21 protein-coding genes are annotated in these 19,451 nt (G+C 46.3%); all 21 read right to left on the bottom strand.

Annotation, left to right across the window (positions count from 1 at the left end; translation table 11 throughout):
- Positions 1 to 3: 3 nt before the first annotated feature.
- The 21 genes from SATMO3_RS16065 to ruvC all read right to left on the bottom strand — a co-directional run bounded on the left by SATMO3_RS16065 (position 4) and on the right by ruvC (position 19,430).
- Complete coding sequence (locus SATMO3_RS16065) at positions 4 to 1,056, bottom strand: AI-2E family transporter (RefSeq protein ID WP_371370745.1); 1,053 nt, start codon at positions 1,054 to 1,056, stop codon at positions 4 to 6.
- A gap of 19 nt (positions 1,057 to 1,075) precedes the next feature.
- Positions 1,076 to 1,696, bottom strand: a complete 621-nt coding sequence (locus SATMO3_RS16060; protein ID WP_371370744.1) for an MBL fold metallo-hydrolase — start codon at positions 1,694 to 1,696, stop codon at positions 1,076 to 1,078.
- A 13-nt stretch (positions 1,697 to 1,709) separates the two neighbouring features.
- Positions 1,710 to 2,159: a D-aminoacyl-tRNA deacylase gene (gene dtd, locus SATMO3_RS16055; RefSeq protein ID WP_371370743.1), complete on the bottom strand. Its 450-nt coding sequence runs from the start codon at positions 2,157 to 2,159 to the stop codon at positions 1,710 to 1,712.
- A complete protein-coding gene (locus tag SATMO3_RS16050; protein WP_371370742.1) occupies positions 2,159 to 4,384 on the bottom strand; it encodes a bifunctional (p)ppGpp synthetase/guanosine-3',5'-bis(diphosphate) 3'-pyrophosphohydrolase in 2,226 nt (741 codons plus the stop codon). The genes dtd and SATMO3_RS16050 overlap by 1 nt, the downstream gene beginning before the upstream one ends.
- Positions 4,385 to 4,439: 55 nt before the next feature.
- Positions 4,440 to 4,952 (bottom strand): adenine phosphoribosyltransferase, encoded by a 513-nt coding sequence (locus SATMO3_RS16045; RefSeq protein WP_371370741.1) that lies wholly within the window; start codon positions 4,950 to 4,952, stop codon positions 4,440 to 4,442.
- Positions 4,953 to 4,969: 17 nt separating this feature from the next.
- On the bottom strand, positions 4,970 to 7,024 hold the full coding sequence (gene recJ, locus SATMO3_RS16040; RefSeq protein WP_371370740.1) for a single-stranded-DNA-specific exonuclease RecJ: 2,055 nt from the start codon (positions 7,022 to 7,024) through the stop codon (positions 4,970 to 4,972).
- Positions 7,025 to 7,288: 264 nt separating this feature from the next.
- Positions 7,289 to 7,726: a DUF456 family protein gene (locus tag SATMO3_RS16035; RefSeq protein WP_371370739.1), complete on the bottom strand. Its 438-nt coding sequence runs from the start codon at positions 7,724 to 7,726 to the stop codon at positions 7,289 to 7,291.
- A gap of 72 nt (positions 7,727 to 7,798) precedes the next feature.
- Positions 7,799 to 8,827: a hypothetical protein gene (locus SATMO3_RS16030; protein WP_371370738.1), complete on the bottom strand. Its 1,029-nt coding sequence runs from the start codon at positions 8,825 to 8,827 to the stop codon at positions 7,799 to 7,801.
- A gap of 147 nt (positions 8,828 to 8,974) precedes the next feature.
- Entirely contained in the window at positions 8,975 to 9,883 is a 909-nt protein-coding gene (gene secF / locus SATMO3_RS16025; RefSeq protein ID WP_371370737.1) for a protein translocase subunit SecF, read from the bottom strand.
- 12 nt (positions 9,884 to 9,895) lie between these two features.
- Positions 9,896 to 11,101, bottom strand: a complete 1,206-nt coding sequence (gene secD / locus SATMO3_RS16020) for a protein translocase subunit SecD (RefSeq protein WP_371370736.1) — start codon at positions 11,099 to 11,101, stop codon at positions 9,896 to 9,898.
- A gap of 47 nt (positions 11,102 to 11,148) precedes the next feature.
- Positions 11,149 to 11,832, bottom strand: a complete 684-nt coding sequence (locus tag SATMO3_RS16015) for a phosphohydrolase (protein WP_371370735.1) — start codon at positions 11,830 to 11,832, stop codon at positions 11,149 to 11,151.
- Positions 11,833 to 11,923: 91 nt separating this feature from the next.
- Entirely contained in the window at positions 11,924 to 12,514 is a 591-nt protein-coding gene (locus SATMO3_RS16010) for a 5-formyltetrahydrofolate cyclo-ligase (RefSeq protein WP_371370734.1), read from the bottom strand.
- A gap of 72 nt (positions 12,515 to 12,586) precedes the next feature.
- On the bottom strand, positions 12,587 to 12,880 hold the full coding sequence (gene yajC, locus SATMO3_RS16005; RefSeq protein WP_371370732.1) for a preprotein translocase subunit YajC: 294 nt from the start codon (positions 12,878 to 12,880) through the stop codon (positions 12,587 to 12,589).
- A 63-nt stretch (positions 12,881 to 12,943) separates the two neighbouring features.
- The gene (gene tgt / locus SATMO3_RS16000) at positions 12,944 to 14,053 is read right to left on the bottom strand and encodes a tRNA guanosine(34) transglycosylase Tgt (RefSeq protein ID WP_371370731.1); all 1,110 of its coding nucleotides are present in this window, start codon (positions 14,051 to 14,053) and stop codon (positions 12,944 to 12,946) included.
- Between the two features lie 19 nt (positions 14,054 to 14,072).
- Positions 14,073 to 15,092 (bottom strand): tRNA preQ1(34) S-adenosylmethionine ribosyltransferase-isomerase QueA, encoded by a 1,020-nt coding sequence (gene queA / locus SATMO3_RS15995; protein WP_371370730.1) that lies wholly within the window; start codon positions 15,090 to 15,092, stop codon positions 14,073 to 14,075.
- A 22-nt stretch (positions 15,093 to 15,114) separates the two neighbouring features.
- Positions 15,115 to 16,470, bottom strand: coding sequence for a SpoIID/LytB domain-containing protein (locus SATMO3_RS15990; protein WP_371370729.1), 1,356 nt, complete (start codon positions 16,468 to 16,470; stop codon positions 15,115 to 15,117).
- A gap of 16 nt (positions 16,471 to 16,486) precedes the next feature.
- A complete protein-coding gene (locus SATMO3_RS15985; protein WP_371370728.1) occupies positions 16,487 to 16,711 on the bottom strand; it encodes a DUF2905 domain-containing protein in 225 nt (74 codons plus the stop codon).
- The gene (locus SATMO3_RS15980) at positions 16,711 to 17,265 is read right to left on the bottom strand and encodes an epoxyqueuosine reductase QueH (RefSeq protein WP_371370727.1); all 555 of its coding nucleotides are present in this window, start codon (positions 17,263 to 17,265) and stop codon (positions 16,711 to 16,713) included. Before SATMO3_RS15980 ends, SATMO3_RS15985 begins: the two co-directional genes overlap by 1 nt.
- Before the next feature lie 9 nt (positions 17,266 to 17,274).
- Entirely contained in the window at positions 17,275 to 18,297 is a 1,023-nt protein-coding gene (gene ruvB / locus SATMO3_RS15975) for a Holliday junction branch migration DNA helicase RuvB (protein ID WP_371370726.1), read from the bottom strand.
- 19 nt (positions 18,298 to 18,316) lie between these two features.
- Positions 18,317 to 18,940, bottom strand: a complete 624-nt coding sequence (gene ruvA / locus SATMO3_RS15970) for a Holliday junction branch migration protein RuvA (RefSeq protein ID WP_371370725.1) — start codon at positions 18,938 to 18,940, stop codon at positions 18,317 to 18,319.
- Positions 18,924 to 19,430, bottom strand: coding sequence for a crossover junction endodeoxyribonuclease RuvC (gene ruvC / locus SATMO3_RS15965; RefSeq protein ID WP_371370724.1), 507 nt, complete (start codon positions 19,428 to 19,430; stop codon positions 18,924 to 18,926). Before ruvC ends, ruvA begins: the two co-directional genes overlap by 17 nt.
- Positions 19,431 to 19,451: the final 21 nt, after the last annotated feature.

Here is a 19,451-nt window from a genome sequence, read left to right as displayed (position 1 = left end):
ACATCACCCGTCTTTTTTAAGATCGTCAAGATTCCAAAGATGCCGTAGCAGTACTTTAAGAATTGCCGCCACCGGTACGGCCAGAATCATGCCGGCAATTCCATATAAATGGCCGCCAATCAGTAAACTAATAATAACCAGGGTAGGATGCAAATCAATCGTGTGTCCCATTACATTAGGTACAATAATGTGGTTTTCGAGCTGGTGGAGAATTATGTAGAAAACGGCAACCTTAGTCGCCAGTACCGGCGAAACCAGATATGCCAGTACAATGGCAGGTATAGCGCCAACAATGGGACCTAATATCGGGATTGTTTCCGTCAAGGTAGACAACAGTCCTAATACAAGCGGATAATCCACCTGTAAAAAATACATGCCGCAAAATACCATTAGACCCATGATAATACTAATTAGTACCTGGCCACGAATGTAATTACTTACAACAACAGCCATTTCCCCCATAACTGTTATTGCTTTCCCCCGTGCTGAGGGAGGGAAAATTGTAACAACCGAGTCTTTGAGGGTTGGCCAGTCTTTTAAAAAGTAATAAGCTAATACCGGGACAACTACCAGTTCAATCACCTGAGTAGCAAACGAAAATGCGGTGTTAATGGCGCCGCGCACCAAGCCTACTGCGTAGGATGCAGCCCCGCCCAGTCCTTCCTCCAGAATGGAACGGATATTATCCGGCAGTTGAGCCAGGTTGGCACGCTGCTCAAGCAAAGTTGTCAGATTTTTAATGCGGCTGCTAAGATGCGGCAGATCAATTACAAAATTATTAAATTCATTAATAAAAGGCAAAAACACAAATGTAATAGCTATGCTCATAACTATGCCGCTAAGCAAAAACACTATTAAAATAGCAGCGCTCTTTGGCAGATGACGGCTGCGTGTCCCTAAGGGGATGGCTGTAAAAAGATTAACAACCGGGTTAAGAACAAAGGCAACAATCATAGCTAAGATAACCGGCAGGTAAACTGAGCTTACCTGACTGAGAATATAAAATCCGCTTACCAAAATAATGATTTTGGACCAGCCGGCAAATGACTTTATCATTTCTTGCTACCCGACCCTTTTACAAAATAAAGGAATTGTGCGTTCGTTCCCAGCCTATTGTAGTTTCTGGTCCATGTCCCGGCAGTACTTTTACGGAGTCGTCCAATACAAGCAGGTTTTCTTTTATACTATTAATTAGCTGTGTATAGGAACCGCCGGGAAAATCTGTCCGACCGATAGATTCAGCAAACAGAGTATCACCTGCAAACAACACCGTATTGGCTAATAAGCAGATACCGCCAGGAGTATGGCCGGGAGTATGCAGAACTTTTAGTTCAATATCGCCAAATTTGACGATGTCGTTATGACTCAATAGCTTGTCTGCCTGACGGCACACCAGGCCGCCACCGATAAAAGCAGACAGGTTACGCTGGGCATTTGTCAGCATACCTGCGTCTTCATGATGTATTAAAACTTTAGCGCCGGTCGCCTGTTGAACAGCGTCATTCTCGGCAATATGGTCGGCATGCCCGTGTGTATTGATAATATACTTAACGTTGAGATTGGCTTTATTGATTTCGGCGGTAATTGCGGCCGCGCTGCCCCCTGGATCTATCACCGCTGCGTCTAATGTTTGTTCATTATAAACAATGTAACAATTAGTACCCAGGTTTCCTACTTCCATCTGAATGATTTTCATGTTACCACTCCTCTTAAAACAAGCGTTTACTGTCCAGTAACATGGTTACCGGTCCATGGTTGGTTAAACGCACAATCATCTCCGCCTGAAACTGTCCGCAGGAAACGCTGACTCCCATCTCCTGGCACAACCGGACAAAGTAATTATACAACGCTAGCGCGACTTTCGGCTCAGCGGCAGTATCGAAGCTCGGCCGGCGGCCTTTACGGCAATCACCATATAAAGTAGATTGAGAGATTACCAAAAGCTCACCATTTATACATTTAAGCGATAAATTCATTTTACCCGCATCATCAGGAAAAATTCGCAAATTAACAATTTTTTCCGCAAGAAATTTTGCATCTTGCTCGGTATCGTCGCCGCCGACACCTAAAAAAACTGTTAAGCCGTTTTTTACCGCGGAAATTTCCTGATTATCCACTGTCACACTGGCTTGATCGGTTAGTTGAACAACAGCCCGCATTAGACTCCTCCTAGACTTTGGGTCATACGGTGCACATTATATACGTCCTGAACCCGGCGCATTTTTGTCATGATATGTTCCAATTGACTAAGGTTACCGATACCAATATCCATGTTAATTATCGCTGTTTTATTTTTCTGCACCCTGGCATTCAGCGAAGATACATTAATTTTGGCATCTGCTGCAATCATCATGATATCTGACAGCAGATTAGGACGATCCATACCAGTTATTTCTATGGATACTTTATATAAGGTATCGCCGGGTATATCCCAGTTAACCTCAATCATCCGCTCATATTCTTCCCGGTTATTGAGAATATTGGGGCAATCGGCACGGTGCACAGACACTCCCCTCCCTCTGGTAATGTACCCGACAATGACATCGCCCGGCAAAGGGTTGCAACAGCGGGCCAGCCTGACCATCAGTCCTGACTCGCCTTTTACCAAAATCCCATGACTTGCTTTGCTTTTTTGCCTTTTGGGTTTAAGATCAGCCAACATGGCCGATACGTCAGGCGGTGTTGTGCTTTTTAGATCTTTTTTGTAGGCTTCAATTAATTTAGTCATTACTCCATGCAGGGTAACGCCGCCATACCCAAGGCCTTCAAAAAGGTCTTCCTCGCTGGAAATATTCAACTTTTTCGCCGCCTCACTCAGACGGTCGCCTTTTATCAGGTCACGCCACTCATAACCAAGCTTCTTGGTTTCCCGTTCAATCATTTCGCGGCCTTTAGCGATATTTTCTTCCCGCTTTTCCTTCTTGAACCATGATCTGATTTTATTCCGGGTTTCTGACGAACCGACCACATTTAACCAGTCGCGGCTGGGACCATTGCTTTGCTTGGCAGTGATAATTTCGGCAATATCGCCGTTATTAAGTTTATATTCAAGCGGAACGATTTTACCGTTAATTTTTGCGCCAACACAACGATGACCAACGTCGGTGTGAATACGGTAGGCAAAATCAATAGGCACTGAACCGGCAGGTAAATCAATAACATCGCCTTTGGGGGTAAATACAAACACCTCATCAGCAAAAACATCCAATTTTACTGTTTCAATGAACTCACGGGGATCCCTTAAGTCACGGTGCCATTCCAGTAACTGTCTAAGCCAGGCCAGTTTCTGATCAGTGTCCTTGTGAGCGATCCCCTTTCCACCCTCCTTGTACCGCCAGTGAGCCGCAATGCCATATTCAGAAATGCGATGCATCTCCAGGGTTCGGATCTGAATCTCAAGCGGCTGGCCAGACTGACCAATTACGGTGGTATGCAACGACTGATAGCCGTTAGACTTTGGCATGGCAATATAGTCTTTAAATCTTCCCGGCAAAGGCTTCCATAATGTATGAACAATACCAAGAGCGCCGTAACAATCTTTAACGGTATCCACAACAATACGAATGGCGGACAGATCATAAATCTCGTTTACGTCCTGTTTGTGGCTTTTTTTCATCTTTTTGTAGATGCTGTAAAAATGCTTGGGCCGCCCTTGAATTTCAGCCGTAATGCCAACACTTTCCAGGCGTTCTGTCATAAGGGCAATGGCGTCATTAATTATGGCTTCCCGCTCTTGCCTTTTTTGCTTGACTTGCTCAACAAGTCTATAATACTTTTCCGGTTCCAAAAACCGGAAAGCCAAATCTTCCAGTTCCCATTTTACATTGGACATACCTAAACGATGGGCTAATGGTGCGAAAATTTCCAGCGTCTCGCGGGAAATTTCCTGTTGTTTATGCGCCGCCATATATTTTAGAGTCCGCATGTTGTGTAATCTGTCTGCGAGTTTAATCAGCACAACCCGGATATCCTTAGCCATAGCTAAAAACATCTTACGATAGTTTTCCAGCTGCTGCTCTTCTTTAGACTTGTATTCAATACGGCTTAATTTGGTAACGCCGTCAACAAGCATGGCAATTTCCTTACCAAAGTCTTTTTCCAGTATTTCCAGAGTAACAGAAGTATCTTCTACAACATCATGCAGGAGACTGGCGCTGATTGTTACAGTATCGATCTGCAGGTCGGCCAGTATATTTGCCACTCCCAAAGGATGGCAAATATACTCATCGCCAGATACCCGCAACTGACCTTCGTGGGCACTATGAGCTAACTGATAAGCTTTCTCAACCATTGTCAGCGGTGCATCAGGCTGATAACTTTTTATTTTGGCCAGTATGCTCTCAATATTCGTGCTTTCTTTTTTTCCCTGTGCATCGCTGCCCATGATTCACCTCATACATTGCTGCTATATAATCCAAGTTCTATTACGGTCATCAAAGTCAGTATTGAACAAGCGAAGTAACGTCATAACCGGCTAAAACTTCGCGGCCGTTCAAAAACGACAGTTCAATCAAAAATGCCAAACCGGTAACTTTTCCACCCAGTTGTTCAATCATTTTAATGGTTGCCATTGTGGTACCACCCGTTGCTAACAGGTCGTCAACAATCAATACCTGGCAGCCAGGCTCAATGGCATCTTTATGTATTTCCAGGGCATCTTTGCCATACTCTAAGGAATATTCGTATTTTAGTGTTTCTGCCGGTAACTTGCCGGGTTTACGGATTGGCACAAAACCGGATCCGAGAATATAGGCAACCGGTGCACCGATGGCGAAGCCACGGGCTTCCGGACCGACAACAACATCAATGTGTTTACCTTTATAAGGTTTTGCCAGCATATCAATTGCCAGGCGGAAAGCCGGTCCGTCTTTTAGCAGTGTAGTGATATCTTTAAATTGAATTCCTTGCTGCGGAAAGTCAGGCACATTTCTTATTTTTTCTTGAAAATTCATCCATGGACCTCCTCAAACTAAATATGCTGAGTCAGATATGTCTCTCTCATTTCACTGCATTTACGAAAAGTCAGCGAATCGGCCAAATCAAGTTTTTGGGGCGGCGCAGGAGCGAGCTGTACGCCAAAACTGCTCTTTTCATTACTGGCTGAAATTGTGAGTAATCCCAGCTCTTCCATAATGGTCAGTGACAGCGCTACTACCTGTTCAGAAATTTTTGCCTGACAGCTGCCGGAAATTTTTTCGGCAATAGTCTGATAGGACAGGTTTGTATGTTGCCCGGTTTTTGTAAATGCCTTTAATGTCAGGTATACCTGACCTACGCAGTTGCGATCCGGCGCGATTGTATTTAACTTGGCTTTCGTCTCTTCGCTAAAAGAATGGCGTATATCCTGCGCGGTGAGCTGCACGCTTTTCTGACCTTGCCATTCATTATATTTAGGGACAAATACTAGATCTATATTTTGCTCACAACTTAAACTATCGGATAATTCTCCCATATTCCAGGCAACTACATCAGTAACCCCGGCATTTCTCAGTTTAAGCTTTAAATGCCGGTTTTGTTGTCCAATACGCCTTTTTTCGCCTAAAACGACATCCCGGCAGGCAAAAACCGGGCTGGGGTTAGCGAAACCATACGGCTCAAGGCAGGCTAATTGTTCCACAAAAGCCGCATTTACTTCTTCAAGCGGCAGAACCGAGTCAATGTTAATGACGGGAACATAATCGCCCTCAGATAAAGTCGCGGCAGCGATTTCATTGAGTCGTTCGCGCAAAGCCGGAATATTGTTGAGCGGAACCGTTAGGCCGGCCGCTTGTCGATGGCCGCCAAACTGAGTTAAAAGATCACTGCACTGCGTTAAAGCTGCGTACATATCGAATGCCGGTATGCTGCGGCAGGAGCCTTTGCCGTAGCCATCGTGCAGGCTGATCATAATCACTGGTTTATAATATTTATCTACCAGCCGGGAAGCTACTATGCCAATTACACCCGAATGCCATTCTTCACCGGCAAGAACCAAAACTTTTTCATTAGTTAAGTCTATTGTTTCAAGCTGTGCTTCCGCTTTTGCCAAGATATCCTTTTCTATAGACTGGCGTTCTGCGTTTTCTGTATCAAGCAAGACAGCCAATTCATGGGCAATGTCATAATTATTTGTAAGCAAGAGTTCCACACCGGCGGCAGCCTGACTAACGCGGCCCACCGCATTAAGTCTTGGCGCAATAACGAAGCCCACAGAGCCGCTGTCAATAACCCTGTTGGTTAAACCGCATACCTCTAATAGCGCCTTTAAGCCGGGATTTTCCGTTTTACACAGTTGTTCCAGACCTAATTTTACTAAAACACGGTTCTCGCCGGTAAGCGGTACGATATCGGCGATTGTGCCAATTGCTACAATATCGAGGTAATCACAGAATTTGCTGTTGTCGTGATAATACTGCCATAAAGCTTGACACAATTTATAAGCAACGCCAACACCGGCCAGATTTTTTTCCGGATATTCGCAGCCCGGCTGTTTGGGATTAATAATGGCCATTGCTGCCGGCAGCTCCGGCGGCGGCTGGTGGTGGTCGGTTACAATGATATCAAGCTGTCCCAGCATGGTTTGAATTTCATGGACAGCACTAATGCCGCAATCCACAGTGACGATTAATTTTGTTCCTGAATTTGCAAGCTTGGTGAGAGCGGCTGTATTGAGTCCGTACCCCTCCTCCTGCCTGTCCGGGATATAAAATTCCACTTTGGCCCCCAGCCTGCAGAGTGTCTTAAATAAAGTAGCGGAGGCGGTAATGCCGTCTACATCATAATCTCCATATACTGTAATTTTTTCATGATTATCAATAGCCTGCACAATTCGGTTAACTGCTGTATCCATATCTTTAAGCAGATACGGATTTGCAATATAGTCCGAACCAGCGTATAAAAATTCGGAGGCTTTTTGTTCAGTGGTAACCCCCCGATTGATAAGTGCCTGCGCTATATAGTGCGATATATGTAGTTTCTGACTGAGTTCTCTGGCCAGTTCACGCTTGACCGGAAACAACTTCCATGATTTTTGCAGCCTAGCCATAGTAAAAAATTCAGACCTCCGTAACCGTGTACTAGATAATTGTAGTATACAGTGTAATATTTTGCAACTTTGCCGTTAGAAAACTCCTAATTGCTCTTAAATTGGATAAAATATATCAGAATAGTATTCTCGCAAAAACCCGATTATTCCTTTAATAATTAGTAATAAGCCGCATTAAACTGTAATTTATGCGCCGCAAGCTCGGGATATGCCGTCCTATAAAGTAAAAACAGGCTAAAAGCCTGTAAGAATGCAATGTCAGAATCAAAAAAATATATAGATGTGAATCATCATGATCATGATAGCGCCGCAAACCATTCTGACGCCGGCAAAGCCAACTAAACGAACCAAGATTTGGGTAGTCGTGTTACCGCGCGGCAATAACGTTTTTCCCGCTATTAATTCCCACACACCAAAGCCGATTACAGGTCCCAGTAAAGCGGCGCTCACCAGGATGCCGGCGATATGACTGACGGTACTGTTAACACTAAAGGCAGACGAAATAGCATATTTTTTTGTTAAATATTTTCGATATGCCAGACCACCTGCTTCTGCGCTGATTGAGATGATAACAAGCAGGGCGATAATCCAGGGAGTAAAAGTTACAAAATCAGTAAATAAACCGTAAAGGACAGCACCCAGCAGTATAATCAGTGTCCCAGGCAGTTTTACCGTCAGCGTACAAAACAATCCTATTACCATAATAAATGTCACAAAACATTGAACCAACAAAAGTTCTTTACCTCGTTTCGCCTTAGAATACTGTTGGTAACGTTATTGTGACTTGTTGGCGTGCTGTTTATGTAGCGAATAGGCAATATAGACAATGAATCCGGTCATTACTAATCCGGTAACGCTCATAAACAAGAGAATTATTTCGATTGGAATCAGGCTGCCGCACCATACGAATAATCCGGCAGCAGCCAAAGCTGTTTTAAAGCCAAAGCCGGTAATGATACTTAGCTGCTTTGTATTAACTAACATAGCCGGAACCATGGTGTTAATCAGAATGCAAAATAAAATGCCTTTGAACACGGTTGCAAACCATAGGCCAAAAACTTTATCGGCTGCAGCCGGTAACGGTAATAAGCCGGTGTTGCCGCTTTGTAAAGCCAGATGGGCAAATAACAAAGTAAAGAAACCTTCGATGAATTTGGCCAGTATTGCCACAAACACTCCGGTATGATTTTTGGCAGGCAAATATGATCCCGCCTCAACTACCAATACTGCCCGCATGCCGCCGGCGTTATAGCCGACAAGCGCCAAAACCAGTGGCCAGCTGATATAATCAAAAGAAACAACGTGGGCTAAAGATATACTCGCGCCGGTATTTAAAACTGCAGCCAGCATGATACCTGTTGCAGGAATAAATAATAAACCAAGGTAATTAGACAGGTGAAGTAATTCACGGCCATAGCCCGCTACCAGACAGGAACAGGCCATGATGCACAACGGCACGGCATACGCATACGGAATACCTGTAAGCTGGTGCAGCAATTGTCCGGCAAAATATCCACCGGTAAGCGCACTGGCCGGCAGTGATACTGCTAGAACTGAGAGCGCCAGCACAACCTTGCCCCGCTGGCCAAAAAGCCTCTTAACCACAGCTGTTAACTCACGGCCGCTTTTGGCTCCGATCCAGGCGGACACCCCTGCGAGTAATGAACCCAAGATCATATAGGCAAAAAAAACGGTAGCATAGATACCATTGCCAATTAATGAAGCCATGGCCGGAACAACAGCAACATTATCACCTGCAATATGTACAATCGCCAGCGATAACGCCGGAAGTATAACTCCCATTTTTTTCGCCTCCCGCCTGCTTATAGGATATTGTGGCGGACGGGAAAAGGTGAAAAAAAACCCTGAGGCAATTGTCTCAGGGTGATAATTTATCCGGACAGAAAATATAGCTTTTGCTGGGTAAGCCCGGAACAAGCTGCATCTTCTTTATTTGGCGCCTTTGGTTTTTATTTCAATCCGGCGTTTTTCGTCATACAATCTCCAGGTAACCCAGATTTGACTGGCATTGAATATCGAAGAATAGGCGCCGGAAGCAAAGCCGATTAGCAGCGCCAGTGAAAAATTCTTGGTGGATTCGCCGCCAAACCAGTAAAGCGCGCCTGTAGCAAATACAACCGTCAGAACGGTATAAATGGAACGGGTCATTGTCTGCCAGATACTCCGGTTGACAAGTTCTTCAAGGCCGTCGCTTTTCTTATAGGTTTTTAGGTTCTCGCGGATCCGGTCAAAAATTACAATGGTATCATTGATGGAGTAACCCACAATGGTCAAAATTGCAGCAACAAAAGTAGCGTCAACTTCCTTGTGTAAAATGGAGAACACACCCATGACAATGAGTATGTCATGAACCAGAGCCGCAATACCTGACACAGCGAATTTGAATTCAAACCGATACGTAATATATGCAATCATCAGCGCCCAGGAAATGAGAAGGGCTAAGCCGGCCTGGAGGGTGAGCTCTGAGCCGATTACCGCTCCCACCTTTTCCATCCTGAGCACTTCAAAGGCGCCCAGCTTGGTTTCAAAACCTTTCATCACATCCCGGCGTTCTTCCTCGCTCAGCACGTGCGAGCGGATAAATACGTTGGGTGAACTGTGTTCCTGACCGGTTAAAGCCAGTTGAATTGTACTGCCTTCCAGCTGATAGTCCTTAAGCACATCCCGTACCTCGGCTACTGTGACAGGACGGGCGAATTTAAGATCCAACAAAGTTCCGCCTGTAAAATCAATACCTAAGTTAAAACCCTGCATTGCCATGGATAAGAGTCCGGGAAGCAGGATGAGCGCCGAGAGCAGAAACCACCAATAACGTTTACCGACAACATCAAATTTCATGTTTTCTCCCCCCTAAGCCCCGAACAACTTGCCGTTCTTAATAACATTGGCGTGAATCAGCATTCTAAGAATTAACCGAGTGGCGGTAATCGCGGTAAACATGCTTAAAACAATCCCGAGACCTAAGGTAACGGCAAAACCCTTAATCGGGCCTGTCCCCAGGAAAAACAGAACCGCTGCCGCAATCAGAGTTGTTATGTTCGAGTCCAAAATTGTGGCAAAAGCGCGGCTGAAACCGGCGTCCATGGCTGCCCGCAATGTTTTCCCGTTGCGGTATTCCTCTTTGAAGCGTTCAAAGATAAGTACATTGGCGTCAACCGCCATACCCATGGAAAGAATGATACCGGCAATACCCGGCAATGTTAGCGTAGCATTGAGCGCTTTTAAACTTGCCAACAATAACATGACGTACAAAATCAGCGCCACGTTGGCGACAAAACCGGATACCCGGTAAAAAAGCAGCATAAAGATCACGATAGCAGTGACGCCAATTACAAAGGCCTGCATGCTTTTGGCCTTGGAATCTTCCCCTAAGGTTGGTCCGACTGTTCTTGTTTCCAAAACATCAACCTTGACAGGCAACGCTCCGGATCTCAGCAGAATGGCCAAACGCTCAGCCTCTTCGATGGTCCTGTTCCCGGAAATGACAGCCTTACCGTTAGGGATGACTTCCTGAACGACCGGATTGGTCAGTACCTGCTTATCAAGCAGTATGGCAATGTGCTTGCCGACACTGCGGGCCGTCAAAGCGGCAAACTTTTGGGCCCCTTCATCAGTAAATTCGATAGCTACCAGTTTTTGATTGCTCTGGTCAATTTGTGCCTTAGCGTCTTTTAAGTCCTTACCGGTAAGAACTACAGCGCCGCTTTCGTCCTGAAATTCCATCAGGGCAGTTCTGCCAAGCATTTCAATGGCTTTTTCCGGATCTTTGACACCTGGCAATTCAACAATAACCCGCCTGTCGCCTTGGCGTTGCACGAGCGGCTCGGTAAGGCCAAGTTCATTAATACGGCGCTCAATGATACTGACAACGCGCTTCATGGCATCATCATTCACCTGGGCTTCCGGAGTATCGGACGCCTCCAGAACCACATGAGTCCCGCCCTGTAAATCAAGACCCTGCTTAATGGAAAGGGCTAAGGGCGACATATAGAACCCGGAAGCAGCGAGAATGGCCAGAACGACAATTAAAAATTTGGTTAAATTCCCCCACCTCAAAAAGTTATCCCCCAATCTTGCTAAAATGTTTTTTGACTTCCCGATGGCTACAGCAAATCATAATCATTAATTACCAGTTTAAAACGGCAATTTAAAAATTCCGCCGCCCGCCGGCACATAACCATACGCTGGAGAAATATCTCAAAATACTCCATGACAGGGCAAATTTCCGTGTCAATTGTAACCGAGAGTGTAACTGTGCGGGATGTCCGGTCAACGAGCAGCTTGCTGCATTCGGCAGCATAATTTACCCTGTCATGAATCTCGAATTTTGCAAAATCACGATTGGTAACACGCGCGCGGTGCACGTCAGATTTATCTGCCAGGATTAGTGCTGCGGCCACATGATTGACAGCATTGCCGCGCTCTTCCTCATGATTGCCGATAGCCGATATCACCAGGGCAACTTCCTCCGGTGGCATTTTCATGCGGGTAAGAATATTGAATGTCATGATGGCCCCGGAGCCGCCGTGGTTATAGCGGTTAATCATATTGGCTATATCATGCAGATAACCGGCTATTGCGGCAAGTTCACAGTCGCGCGCCGGATAGGACAATTCCTGTAAGACCTTATAAGCTAAAGCCGAAACAATGCCGGCATGCCGTAAGCCATGCTCGGTAAAACCCAGATTTCCGAGATACTCGGTACTGCGGGTAAGATAAACGCTTACCTCGTGATCTGCTTTTAAATCTGCTACTGTTAGAGCACGTTCCTTGGTTACTGCTGACATGACTAATCCCCCGCTTTCCAAAATTAGCCCTGTCTGCCAGATAAATCATCACTGTATTGCAGTACGGCAGAGTCAAGGCAAAATGCACTTATTACATTTTGCCTTCTCTGCAAGTAAATATGCCATTTTCGGTAACTAAAAAATTTACAAGCCGGTCATGATCATCTGTGGGTACTTTCTCCATGATCTGCGCTGCCCAAGCTGCACCAATCAGTTCAGTTTTTTGAGCTTTGAGCAGAAACCGGTCATAGAACCCCGCCCCCATTCCCAGGCGACGGCCATCCTTGTCAAAAGCCACCCCCGGGACAATTATCAGGTCAAGCTCACCAGGGTCCAGCAGTTTTAACGTTGCCGGATTTGGTGTAAGTAAATTATACTCTCCCACTACCAAATCATCCATATTGGCAATAATTGCTGCGTCCATTATGCCTCTATCGCGGATATGAGGCACGCAGATCGTTTTTCCGGCAGAGAGCGCAGGGGAGATTACTTTGTCCATGTGCGGCTCATCCGGCATTGCCAGATATAACATAACGTTTTTGGCAGACTGGTACACCGGCCAGGCACATAAATGATCTGCAATTTTATCACTGCCTGCCCGAACTTGTTCGCGGTCCATTGACCGTCTGACAGCTAAAACACTTTTACGCAAATCTTTTTTGGCAATTTTATTAATTTCCATGATCGTACCCCTCCCCCTTAAAAAAAGACTTGGCTATACCAAGTCCTGAGGTCACCCATACGAGTGCATTTATTAGGATTTGGGCTGATTCTGATAGTGGCTGACAGCTGTGCGTGAAATATCTACTTCCACTTTATCTGCAATTTTAATTGTTGCCGTTTTTTCACTTAAGGCTGTGATTGTACCGTATAAACCGCCAATCGTAACAATACGCTCGCCTTTTTTTAGATTGTTCAAGAGTTCCTGACGGCGGCTTTGTTCTTTTTTCTGCGGACGGTATAGTAAAAAATAGAAAATCACACCCATAAGTACAATTGGCCACGAGGCCTGGATGGCTTGCATAATTTCGGGTGAAAACTCTGGCATGCATTTATCACCTCCTGTTGTATATTAGCAGTATATTCCACATAATTGCCTTAAATCCTCTTATTATTTACGATAATGCGCCCAAAACTCTTCCCTAAAGGACAAAAAGCGGTCTTCCAGGATGGATTTGCGCATATCTTTCATAAAGTTCAGCAGGAAATGCAGGTTATGGGTGGTTGTCAACCTTAAGCCAAATATTTCTTCGGTTTTTAGTAAATGTCTGATATAGGCGCGTGAGAAGTTCCGGCAGGTATAACAGCCGCAGTCCGGATCGATCGGGCGGAAGTCACGGGCATATTCCGCATTTTTTACAACCAGTCTGCCCCGGCTGGTCATGACAGTACCATTGCGGGCCACCCTTGTCGGAAACACGCAGTCAAACATGTCGATACCGTACATAACTCCTTCCACAAGACAATCCGGCGTGCCAACGCCCATTAAATAGCGCGGCTTGTTTTCCGGTAAGAGCGGAACCGTATGTTCCAGCATCTCATACATGAGAGGTTTTGGTTCACCAACACTAAGTCCGCCGACAGCGTAACCGGGAAAATCCAGCGAAATCAGATCCCTGGCGCTCATAGCCCTGAGATCCTTATACATCCCTCCCTGGACAATGCCAAATAAGGCCTGGTCCCTACGGGTATGGGCCTGTTTGCAGCGTTCTGCCCAGCGTGTGGTGCGCTCGGTTGACTGGCGGGCGTACTCATGGTCGGCCGGATATGGCACGCACTCGTCAAAAGCCATAATAATATCGGCGCCTAAGGCCATTTGCACTTCGATGGCTTTTTCAGGGGAGAGGAAATGCTTGGAGCCGTCAATGTGCGAACGGAAGGTAACGCCGTCTTCGGTTATTTTGCGGAGCGGTCCTAAACTGAATACCTGAAATCCGCCGCTATCCGTCAAGATCCCGCGGTCCCACTGCATGAATTTATGCAAACCACCTGCCTCGGCCACTAATTCATGGCCGGGGCGTAAGTATAAGTGATAGGTATTGCTTAAGATAATGTCTGCTCCCATAGCTTTAAGCTCATCAGGCGACATGGCTTTTACCGTGGCCTGAGTGCCCACAGGCATGAAAATAGGCGTGTCGAATACGCCGTGCGGCGTGTAAATGCGTCCTACCCTCGCACCTGTTTTGGAGCAGCGCTTAATTAGTTCGTATGTAATGGCCAAACAACTACACCTCCAGCAATCAAATGATAAACATGGCATCGCCAAAGCTAAAGAAACGATAGCGCTGCTCCACCGCTTCACGGTAAGCCTTAAAAATGAGCTCCCGGCCGGCAAGGGCGCTAATTAGCATTAATAGCGTGGATTTCGGCAGATGAAAATTGGTAATAAGCGCCTCAACAATTTTGAATTCATAGCCCGGATAAATAAATATCTCTGTCCAGCCGCTTTTGGCTTCCAACTGACCGGTTGAGCCGGCAGACTCCAGGGTGCGCACTGCCGTAGTGCCAACGGCAATAACCCTTTTACCGGCAGCCAGCGTTTTATTAACAATATCTGCGGTTGCTGCCGGCACCGAGTAATATTCCCGATGCATAACATGTTCGGTAATATCCTCCGCCGTTACCGGCCTGAATGTTCCCAGCCCAACATGCAGTGTGACAAAAGCCAGATTAACTCCCATACTTTTAATTTTTTCCATAAGTTCGCGGGTAAAGTGAAGCCCGGCAGTGGGGGCTGCAGCCGATCCCCGTTCCCGGGCGTATACTGTCTGATAACGTTCTTTGTCTGTCAGTTGCTCTTTTATGTAGGGAGGCAACGGCGTTTCTCCCAATTCGTCAAGTATTTCCTCAAAAACGCCCTGATAGGAAAAACGGACGACACGACCGCCAAAACCGGTGGTATCGATGACCTGACAATGTAAATTATCGCCAAAAGCAATAACAGTTCCCGGACGGGCCCTTTTTCCGGGTTTGACCAGCACTTCCCATTCATCTTTTGTAGTCCGGTTTAGTAAAAAGACTTCCACCTTGCCGCCTGTCTCCGGTTTAACTCCCAGCAGGCGGGCCGGTATTACCCGGGTATCATTAAAAACCAGGGTGTCCCCTGGTTGTAAAAATTGCGGCAGATTATAGAACTCTTTGTGGTCAATTGAACCTGTTTGTCTGTCGAGCACCAGCAGCCTGGAACGGTCACGCGGTTCGATCGGCTGCTGGGCGATAAGTTCTTCGGGTAAATAATAATCAAAATCCGAAACCAGCATGTTACTCCCTCATTATGGCCTCTCAATAGGCTTTTTTAATTTCTACATCTTGGTAATAGTGTTTCAATATATCCTTAAAATATTCGGTATTGCCGGGCGGAGCCTTTTCAGCCATGGCTTTTGCCCCCCATTGCGACAATCCTACTCCATGCCCCCAGCCAAAACCGGATATTACAATGACATCGGTAGGCTGTCCATGTATAGGCCGGATATCTGTGCTGCCTGCACTGGCTGACAAGGTGAGGCTGCTGCGGATTTGTCCCTCTTCTTTGCTGCGATTTGCATGGACCGGCATCGCAAATTCTTGCGGTTCATTGTCAGTAGCAATATCAAACAGGGTGCTCTTTAAATCCAGCATGCGCCTTACTTTTTCGCCGGGAACCTGGATACTGCCGCTACTGCCCAGAAAGCGTATGTTTTTAACACGGCCGGATACGCCACGGTCTGCACTGACTACCGGCGGTTTATCCAGTGGCGATAATTCTATGGCCTGAAGACTGCCTACATTATAGCCAGCCTTCTCGATAGCTTGACTGAGCTCGGCAATAGTCAGCTTCTTTTCCCATTTATAATAGGGACAGTTTTGATCAAAATCAACTACGCCGCGAAGATACGGGTACTGTGTCAGCCAAACATTTTCACTATTTTCGGTATAACCGCCTGAACTGCTGTGAAAAGATGCAGTAATCAGTTTGCCGTTATTCATTAATACCAGTCCTCTGGTTGAATCTACGGCTTCAATGGCACGGGGTGCTTCGCTTTCCCGTCCGCCATATACCTGGCAGTCGGTAGTTGCACATACGTCAAAACCATCGGCTTTATGCTTGTTGTAGCTTGCCATGGCATAAGTACGTGCGGCTACAGCCTGGGATTTTACAGCTTCCATAGCCCAGTCCGGCGAAATTTCGTTTTTGATAATACCATATAGATACTGTTCCACCGGCAATGTATTAACAACCGTCATTCCTGATTTTCCAGCTGTGCGATGAATTCCGATGTCTCCACGGTAACGACGGTTATTTACATAAATATACTGCTCAACATTTACAATTAAATCTTCTTTTTTCTGAACAACATCAATACCTGTAGCCAAAACCCGCACGCCGTTAATGAAAAAATAACCGTCTTTTAGTATAAGGGTTGCCGTATCGTAGGCCCGGAAACTACCTAGAATCTTGGCATCTGCAGTATCGACCAGGTCAAAATTGGCATCCGCCGAAATCTGAGCATTTTGCTGACCGGTCAATATTCCCACACGCAGGCTTGGTTCCGCATTGAACAGACCATCATTAATAGCAGAAATCTTAGCTTGTCCGGCTAAGGGAACCAATACCAGCAGAAAAGCCAGCAATAACCATTTTACCATATGTTTAGGCACTCGCATACCTCCGGTGCTATTTTCTTGCTATCAGGTTCAAAATTATTGTTAAAACGATACTTATAATAATCGAGGTAACGACGGGAAAATGAAAACTGAAATTGCCTCGCTCGATATGTATATCCCCGGATAGTTTTCCTAAACTGAAGAATTTGCCGCCAAAATAAAATAGCGCCCCAGCCACCAGTAAAACAACCCCAAGCAACATCAGCAGCTTGCCAAAGGAATCAAAACCTGGCATTAGCCTGACCCCTTTCGCGGTTTATAATAACGGTCCCGTTCGCTTAATACACAACCGCAATAAGGCTGACGGTACATTTCCAGTTCTCTGCTGATTTGGACTCCTTCCTGCCAGCCGGGTCTAAAGTCGATATAGCAGAACTGAATGTTTTCTGCTTTGGCCGCTGCCTGGGCAGCCTCAATAATCAGTTCATGCTGCTGGTAAGGACTTACCAGCAGGGTGGTGCTAAAGCAGTCAAAGCCATGTTCCTTGGCATACCGCGCAGTTTGCCGCATTCTAAGGTCATAACAATAACGGCAGCGTCCGCCGGAAGTATTTAAGGCTTCCCGCAAAAATTCCTCCAGGGTATAGCTGTCATCAATGATTAAATTGGCAAGGCCTATTCTGGCGGCAAAGGTCTTGAGGGTATCCAGCCGCCTGACAAACTCCTTGTACGGATGGATATTCGGATTGTAAAAATAACCGGTTATTTCGTATCCGGGATATTCTTCCCGCAAATGTTTGAGCGGAAATACGGAGCAAGGTCCACAGCAGACATGGAGCAGCATACGCATTTTAGTCACCTACCACAGTTTTTCTTGGTTCTCGGCTTTATCCTTGCACGGAATATTGAGATGCGTATAGGCCGCAGGTGTGGCTACCCTGCCGCGCGGTGTCCGGGCAATAAATCCCATTTGCAGTAAAAACGGCTCATAGACATCTTCAATGGTTTCTGTTTCTTCGCTGATGGCAGCAGCCAGTGTATCAAGTCCAACCGGTCCGCCGTTAAATTTTTTGATGATAGCAGCCAACATGCTTCGGTCGGTTTTATCCAACCCGCGCTTATCGACTTCTAACAGTTCCAATGCCTTGTCAGCAATACTATCGGTAATTATCCCATCGCCTGTTACCTGGGCAAAATCACGAACCCGCTTTAATAGCCGATTAGCAATACGAGGCGTACCGCGTGAGCGTCTGGCAATTTCCTTAGCCCCCCGCGGTTCGATATCAACTTTTAAAATTTCGGCAGCCCTGTTCACTATACATTCTAAATGCTCTGTCTCATAATATTCCAACCGGCAAATAACCCCGAACCGGTCGCGGAGCGGGGCAGCCAGGGCGCCTGCCTTAGTTGTAGCTCCCACCAGCGTGAACTTTGGCAAATCCAGCCTTATAGAACGGGCGGACGGGCCTTTGCCGATAATAATATCAAGCGCATAGTCTTCCATTGCTGAATATAATACTTCTTCCACTGCCCGGGAAAGACGGTGAATTTCATCAATAAACAGCACATCTTTTTCACCCAGGTTGGTGAGCAGTGATGCCAGGTCACCGGGTCGCTCGATGGCCGGTCCCGAGGTAATCCGGAAATTGACGCCAAGCTCGTTGGCGATAATTCCGGCTAATGTAGTTTTTCCCAAGCCAGGCGGCCCGTATAACAAAACATGGTCAAGCGCTTCCTCCCTGGCCAGTGCAGCCTGAACAAAGATTGAGAGATTGTTTTTTACTTGATCTTGTCCGATATATTCTATCAACCGGCGCGGTCGCAGGCTATATTGCCATGAATCCACATCCTGCTCACCGGGCGCCAAAACGCGTTCTTCCACTTGTTAGCACTCCTCCCGGTTATCTCCGGCCAAATTCTTTTAATGTTAAGCGAATCAACTGCTCTAAAGACAATCCGGCGGGTGTTTTGCCTTCGCGCTCATACACCTTTTTAATAACCGGTGTGATTTCTGCCTGATTGTACCCTAACGCCGCAAGCGCCTGCATAGCCTCCTGCATGACGTCGCCCGGCAGACTGCTGTCTGGTGCGGGCTGACCGGCAATAATCTCGTCACCGCTTACACTGAGGCCTATCTTATCTTTCAACTCCAGAATAATTCTTTCCGCCGTTTTTTTACCAACACCGGGCAGTTTGGTCAATAGGGCGGCATTATTGGTACTGACTGCTGACCGGAAATTCTGTGGCGTAACGGCTCCCAGCACACCGGCGGCGACCTTGGGGCCAATTCCTGAGACCGAAATCAGGCTCAAAAACAATTCATATTCATCCTGAGTATAAAAACCGTGCAATGTTAAAGCATCCTCACGCACATTGAGGTAAGTAAACAATGTCGCCGGCTGCCCAACTGCCAGCTTTTGCCGGGTTGAATGAGGAATAAATATCCGGTAGCCCACTCCCTGTACGTCGATAAAGCAATAATCCGTAAACAAATATGTAACTATACCTTTAACATAACCTATCATTCGTTACCCTCATCTTGTTTATACTTGTGCAGTGCACAGTACAAATGGCCACTGCCAAGGCGTCGGCAGCGTCATCCGGATGCGGCTTGTTAGGTAAATTTAACAGCCTTTGCGTCATATAGATAACCTGTTCTTTTGTTGCTTTGCCGTAACCTGTTACCGCCTGCTTGACTTGTAATGGCGTAAATTCAGCAAGCTTCAGTTCGTTTTGCGCAGCCGCCAGAAGCACTACGCCCCGCGCTTGTCCTACCGCCATTACTGTGCGTACATTTTTATTCATAAACAGTAGCTCAACACCCATAATATCCGGCCTATACTTACTTATAAGGCTGTCAATTTCCTGATGAATTTTTCTGAGCCGCAAGGCTGCTTCCATGTCAGGTGTTGTTTCAACAACGCCATAAGTTATTGCTTTTAACCGGCTTCCTTGTACTTCGACCAAACCAAAACCACAAATAGCTGTGCCGGGGTCGATTCCTAATGCTATCATTTGCTGCCCCCTTTTACAGCT

The sequence above is a fragment of the Sporomusa aerivorans genome (assembly GCF_041428895.1).
GTDB lineage: Bacteria > Bacillota > Negativicutes > Sporomusales > Sporomusaceae > Sporomusa > Sporomusa aerivorans.
Note: the sequence above shows the minus strand (reverse complement) of the source record. Positions and strands in the feature narration are given on the sequence as shown.

Bases quoted from the DNA above. Each gene is read 5' to 3' on its own strand.
- SATMO3_RS16065 (WP_371370745.1), bottom strand. From the start codon at position 1,056: ATGATAAAGTCATTTGCCGGCTGGTCCAAAATCATTATTTTGGTAAGC.
- SATMO3_RS16060 (WP_371370744.1), bottom strand. From the start codon at position 1,696: ATGAAAATCATTCAGATGGAAGTAGGAAACCTGGGTACTAATTGTTAC.
- dtd (WP_371370743.1), bottom strand. From the start codon at position 2,159: ATGCGGGCTGTTGTTCAACTAACCGATCAAGCCAGTGTGACAGTGGAT.
- SATMO3_RS16050 (WP_371370742.1), bottom strand. From the start codon at position 4,384: ATGGGCAGCGATGCACAGGGAAAAAAAGAAAGCACGAATATTGAGAGC.
- SATMO3_RS16045 (WP_371370741.1), bottom strand. From the start codon at position 4,952: ATGAATTTTCAAGAAAAAATAAGAAATGTGCCTGACTTTCCGCAGCAA.
- recJ (WP_371370740.1), bottom strand. From the start codon at position 7,024: ATGGCTAGGCTGCAAAAATCATGGAAGTTGTTTCCGGTCAAGCGTGAA.
- SATMO3_RS16035 (WP_371370739.1), bottom strand. From the start codon at position 7,726: ATGGTAATAGGATTGTTTTGTACGCTGACGGTAAAACTGCCTGGGACA.
- SATMO3_RS16030 (WP_371370738.1), bottom strand. From the start codon at position 8,827: ATGGGAGTTATACTTCCGGCGTTATCGCTGGCGATTGTACATATTGCA.
- secF (WP_371370737.1), bottom strand. From the start codon at position 9,883: ATGAAATTTGATGTTGTCGGTAAACGTTATTGGTGGTTTCTGCTCTCG.
- SATMO3_RS16015 (WP_371370735.1), bottom strand. From the start codon at position 11,832: ATGTCAGCAGTAACCAAGGAACGTGCTCTAACAGTAGCAGATTTAAAA.
- SATMO3_RS16010 (WP_371370734.1), bottom strand. From the start codon at position 12,514: ATGGAAATTAATAAAATTGCCAAAAAAGATTTGCGTAAAAGTGTTTTA.
- yajC (WP_371370732.1), bottom strand. From the start codon at position 12,880: ATGCCAGAGTTTTCACCCGAAATTATGCAAGCCATCCAGGCCTCGTGG.
- queA (WP_371370730.1), bottom strand. From the start codon at position 15,092: ATGCTGGTTTCGGATTTTGATTATTATTTACCCGAAGAACTTATCGCC.
- SATMO3_RS15985 (WP_371370728.1), bottom strand. From the start codon at position 16,711: ATGCCAGGTTTTGATTCCTTTGGCAAGCTGCTGATGTTGCTTGGGGTT.
- SATMO3_RS15980 (WP_371370727.1), bottom strand. From the start codon at position 17,265: ATGCGTATGCTGCTCCATGTCTGCTGTGGACCTTGCTCCGTATTTCCG.
- ruvA (WP_371370725.1), bottom strand. From the start codon at position 18,940: ATGATAGGTTATGTTAAAGGTATAGTTACATATTTGTTTACGGATTAT.
- ruvC (WP_371370724.1), bottom strand. From the start codon at position 19,430: ATGATAGCATTAGGAATCGACCCCGGCACAGCTATTTGTGGTTTTGGT.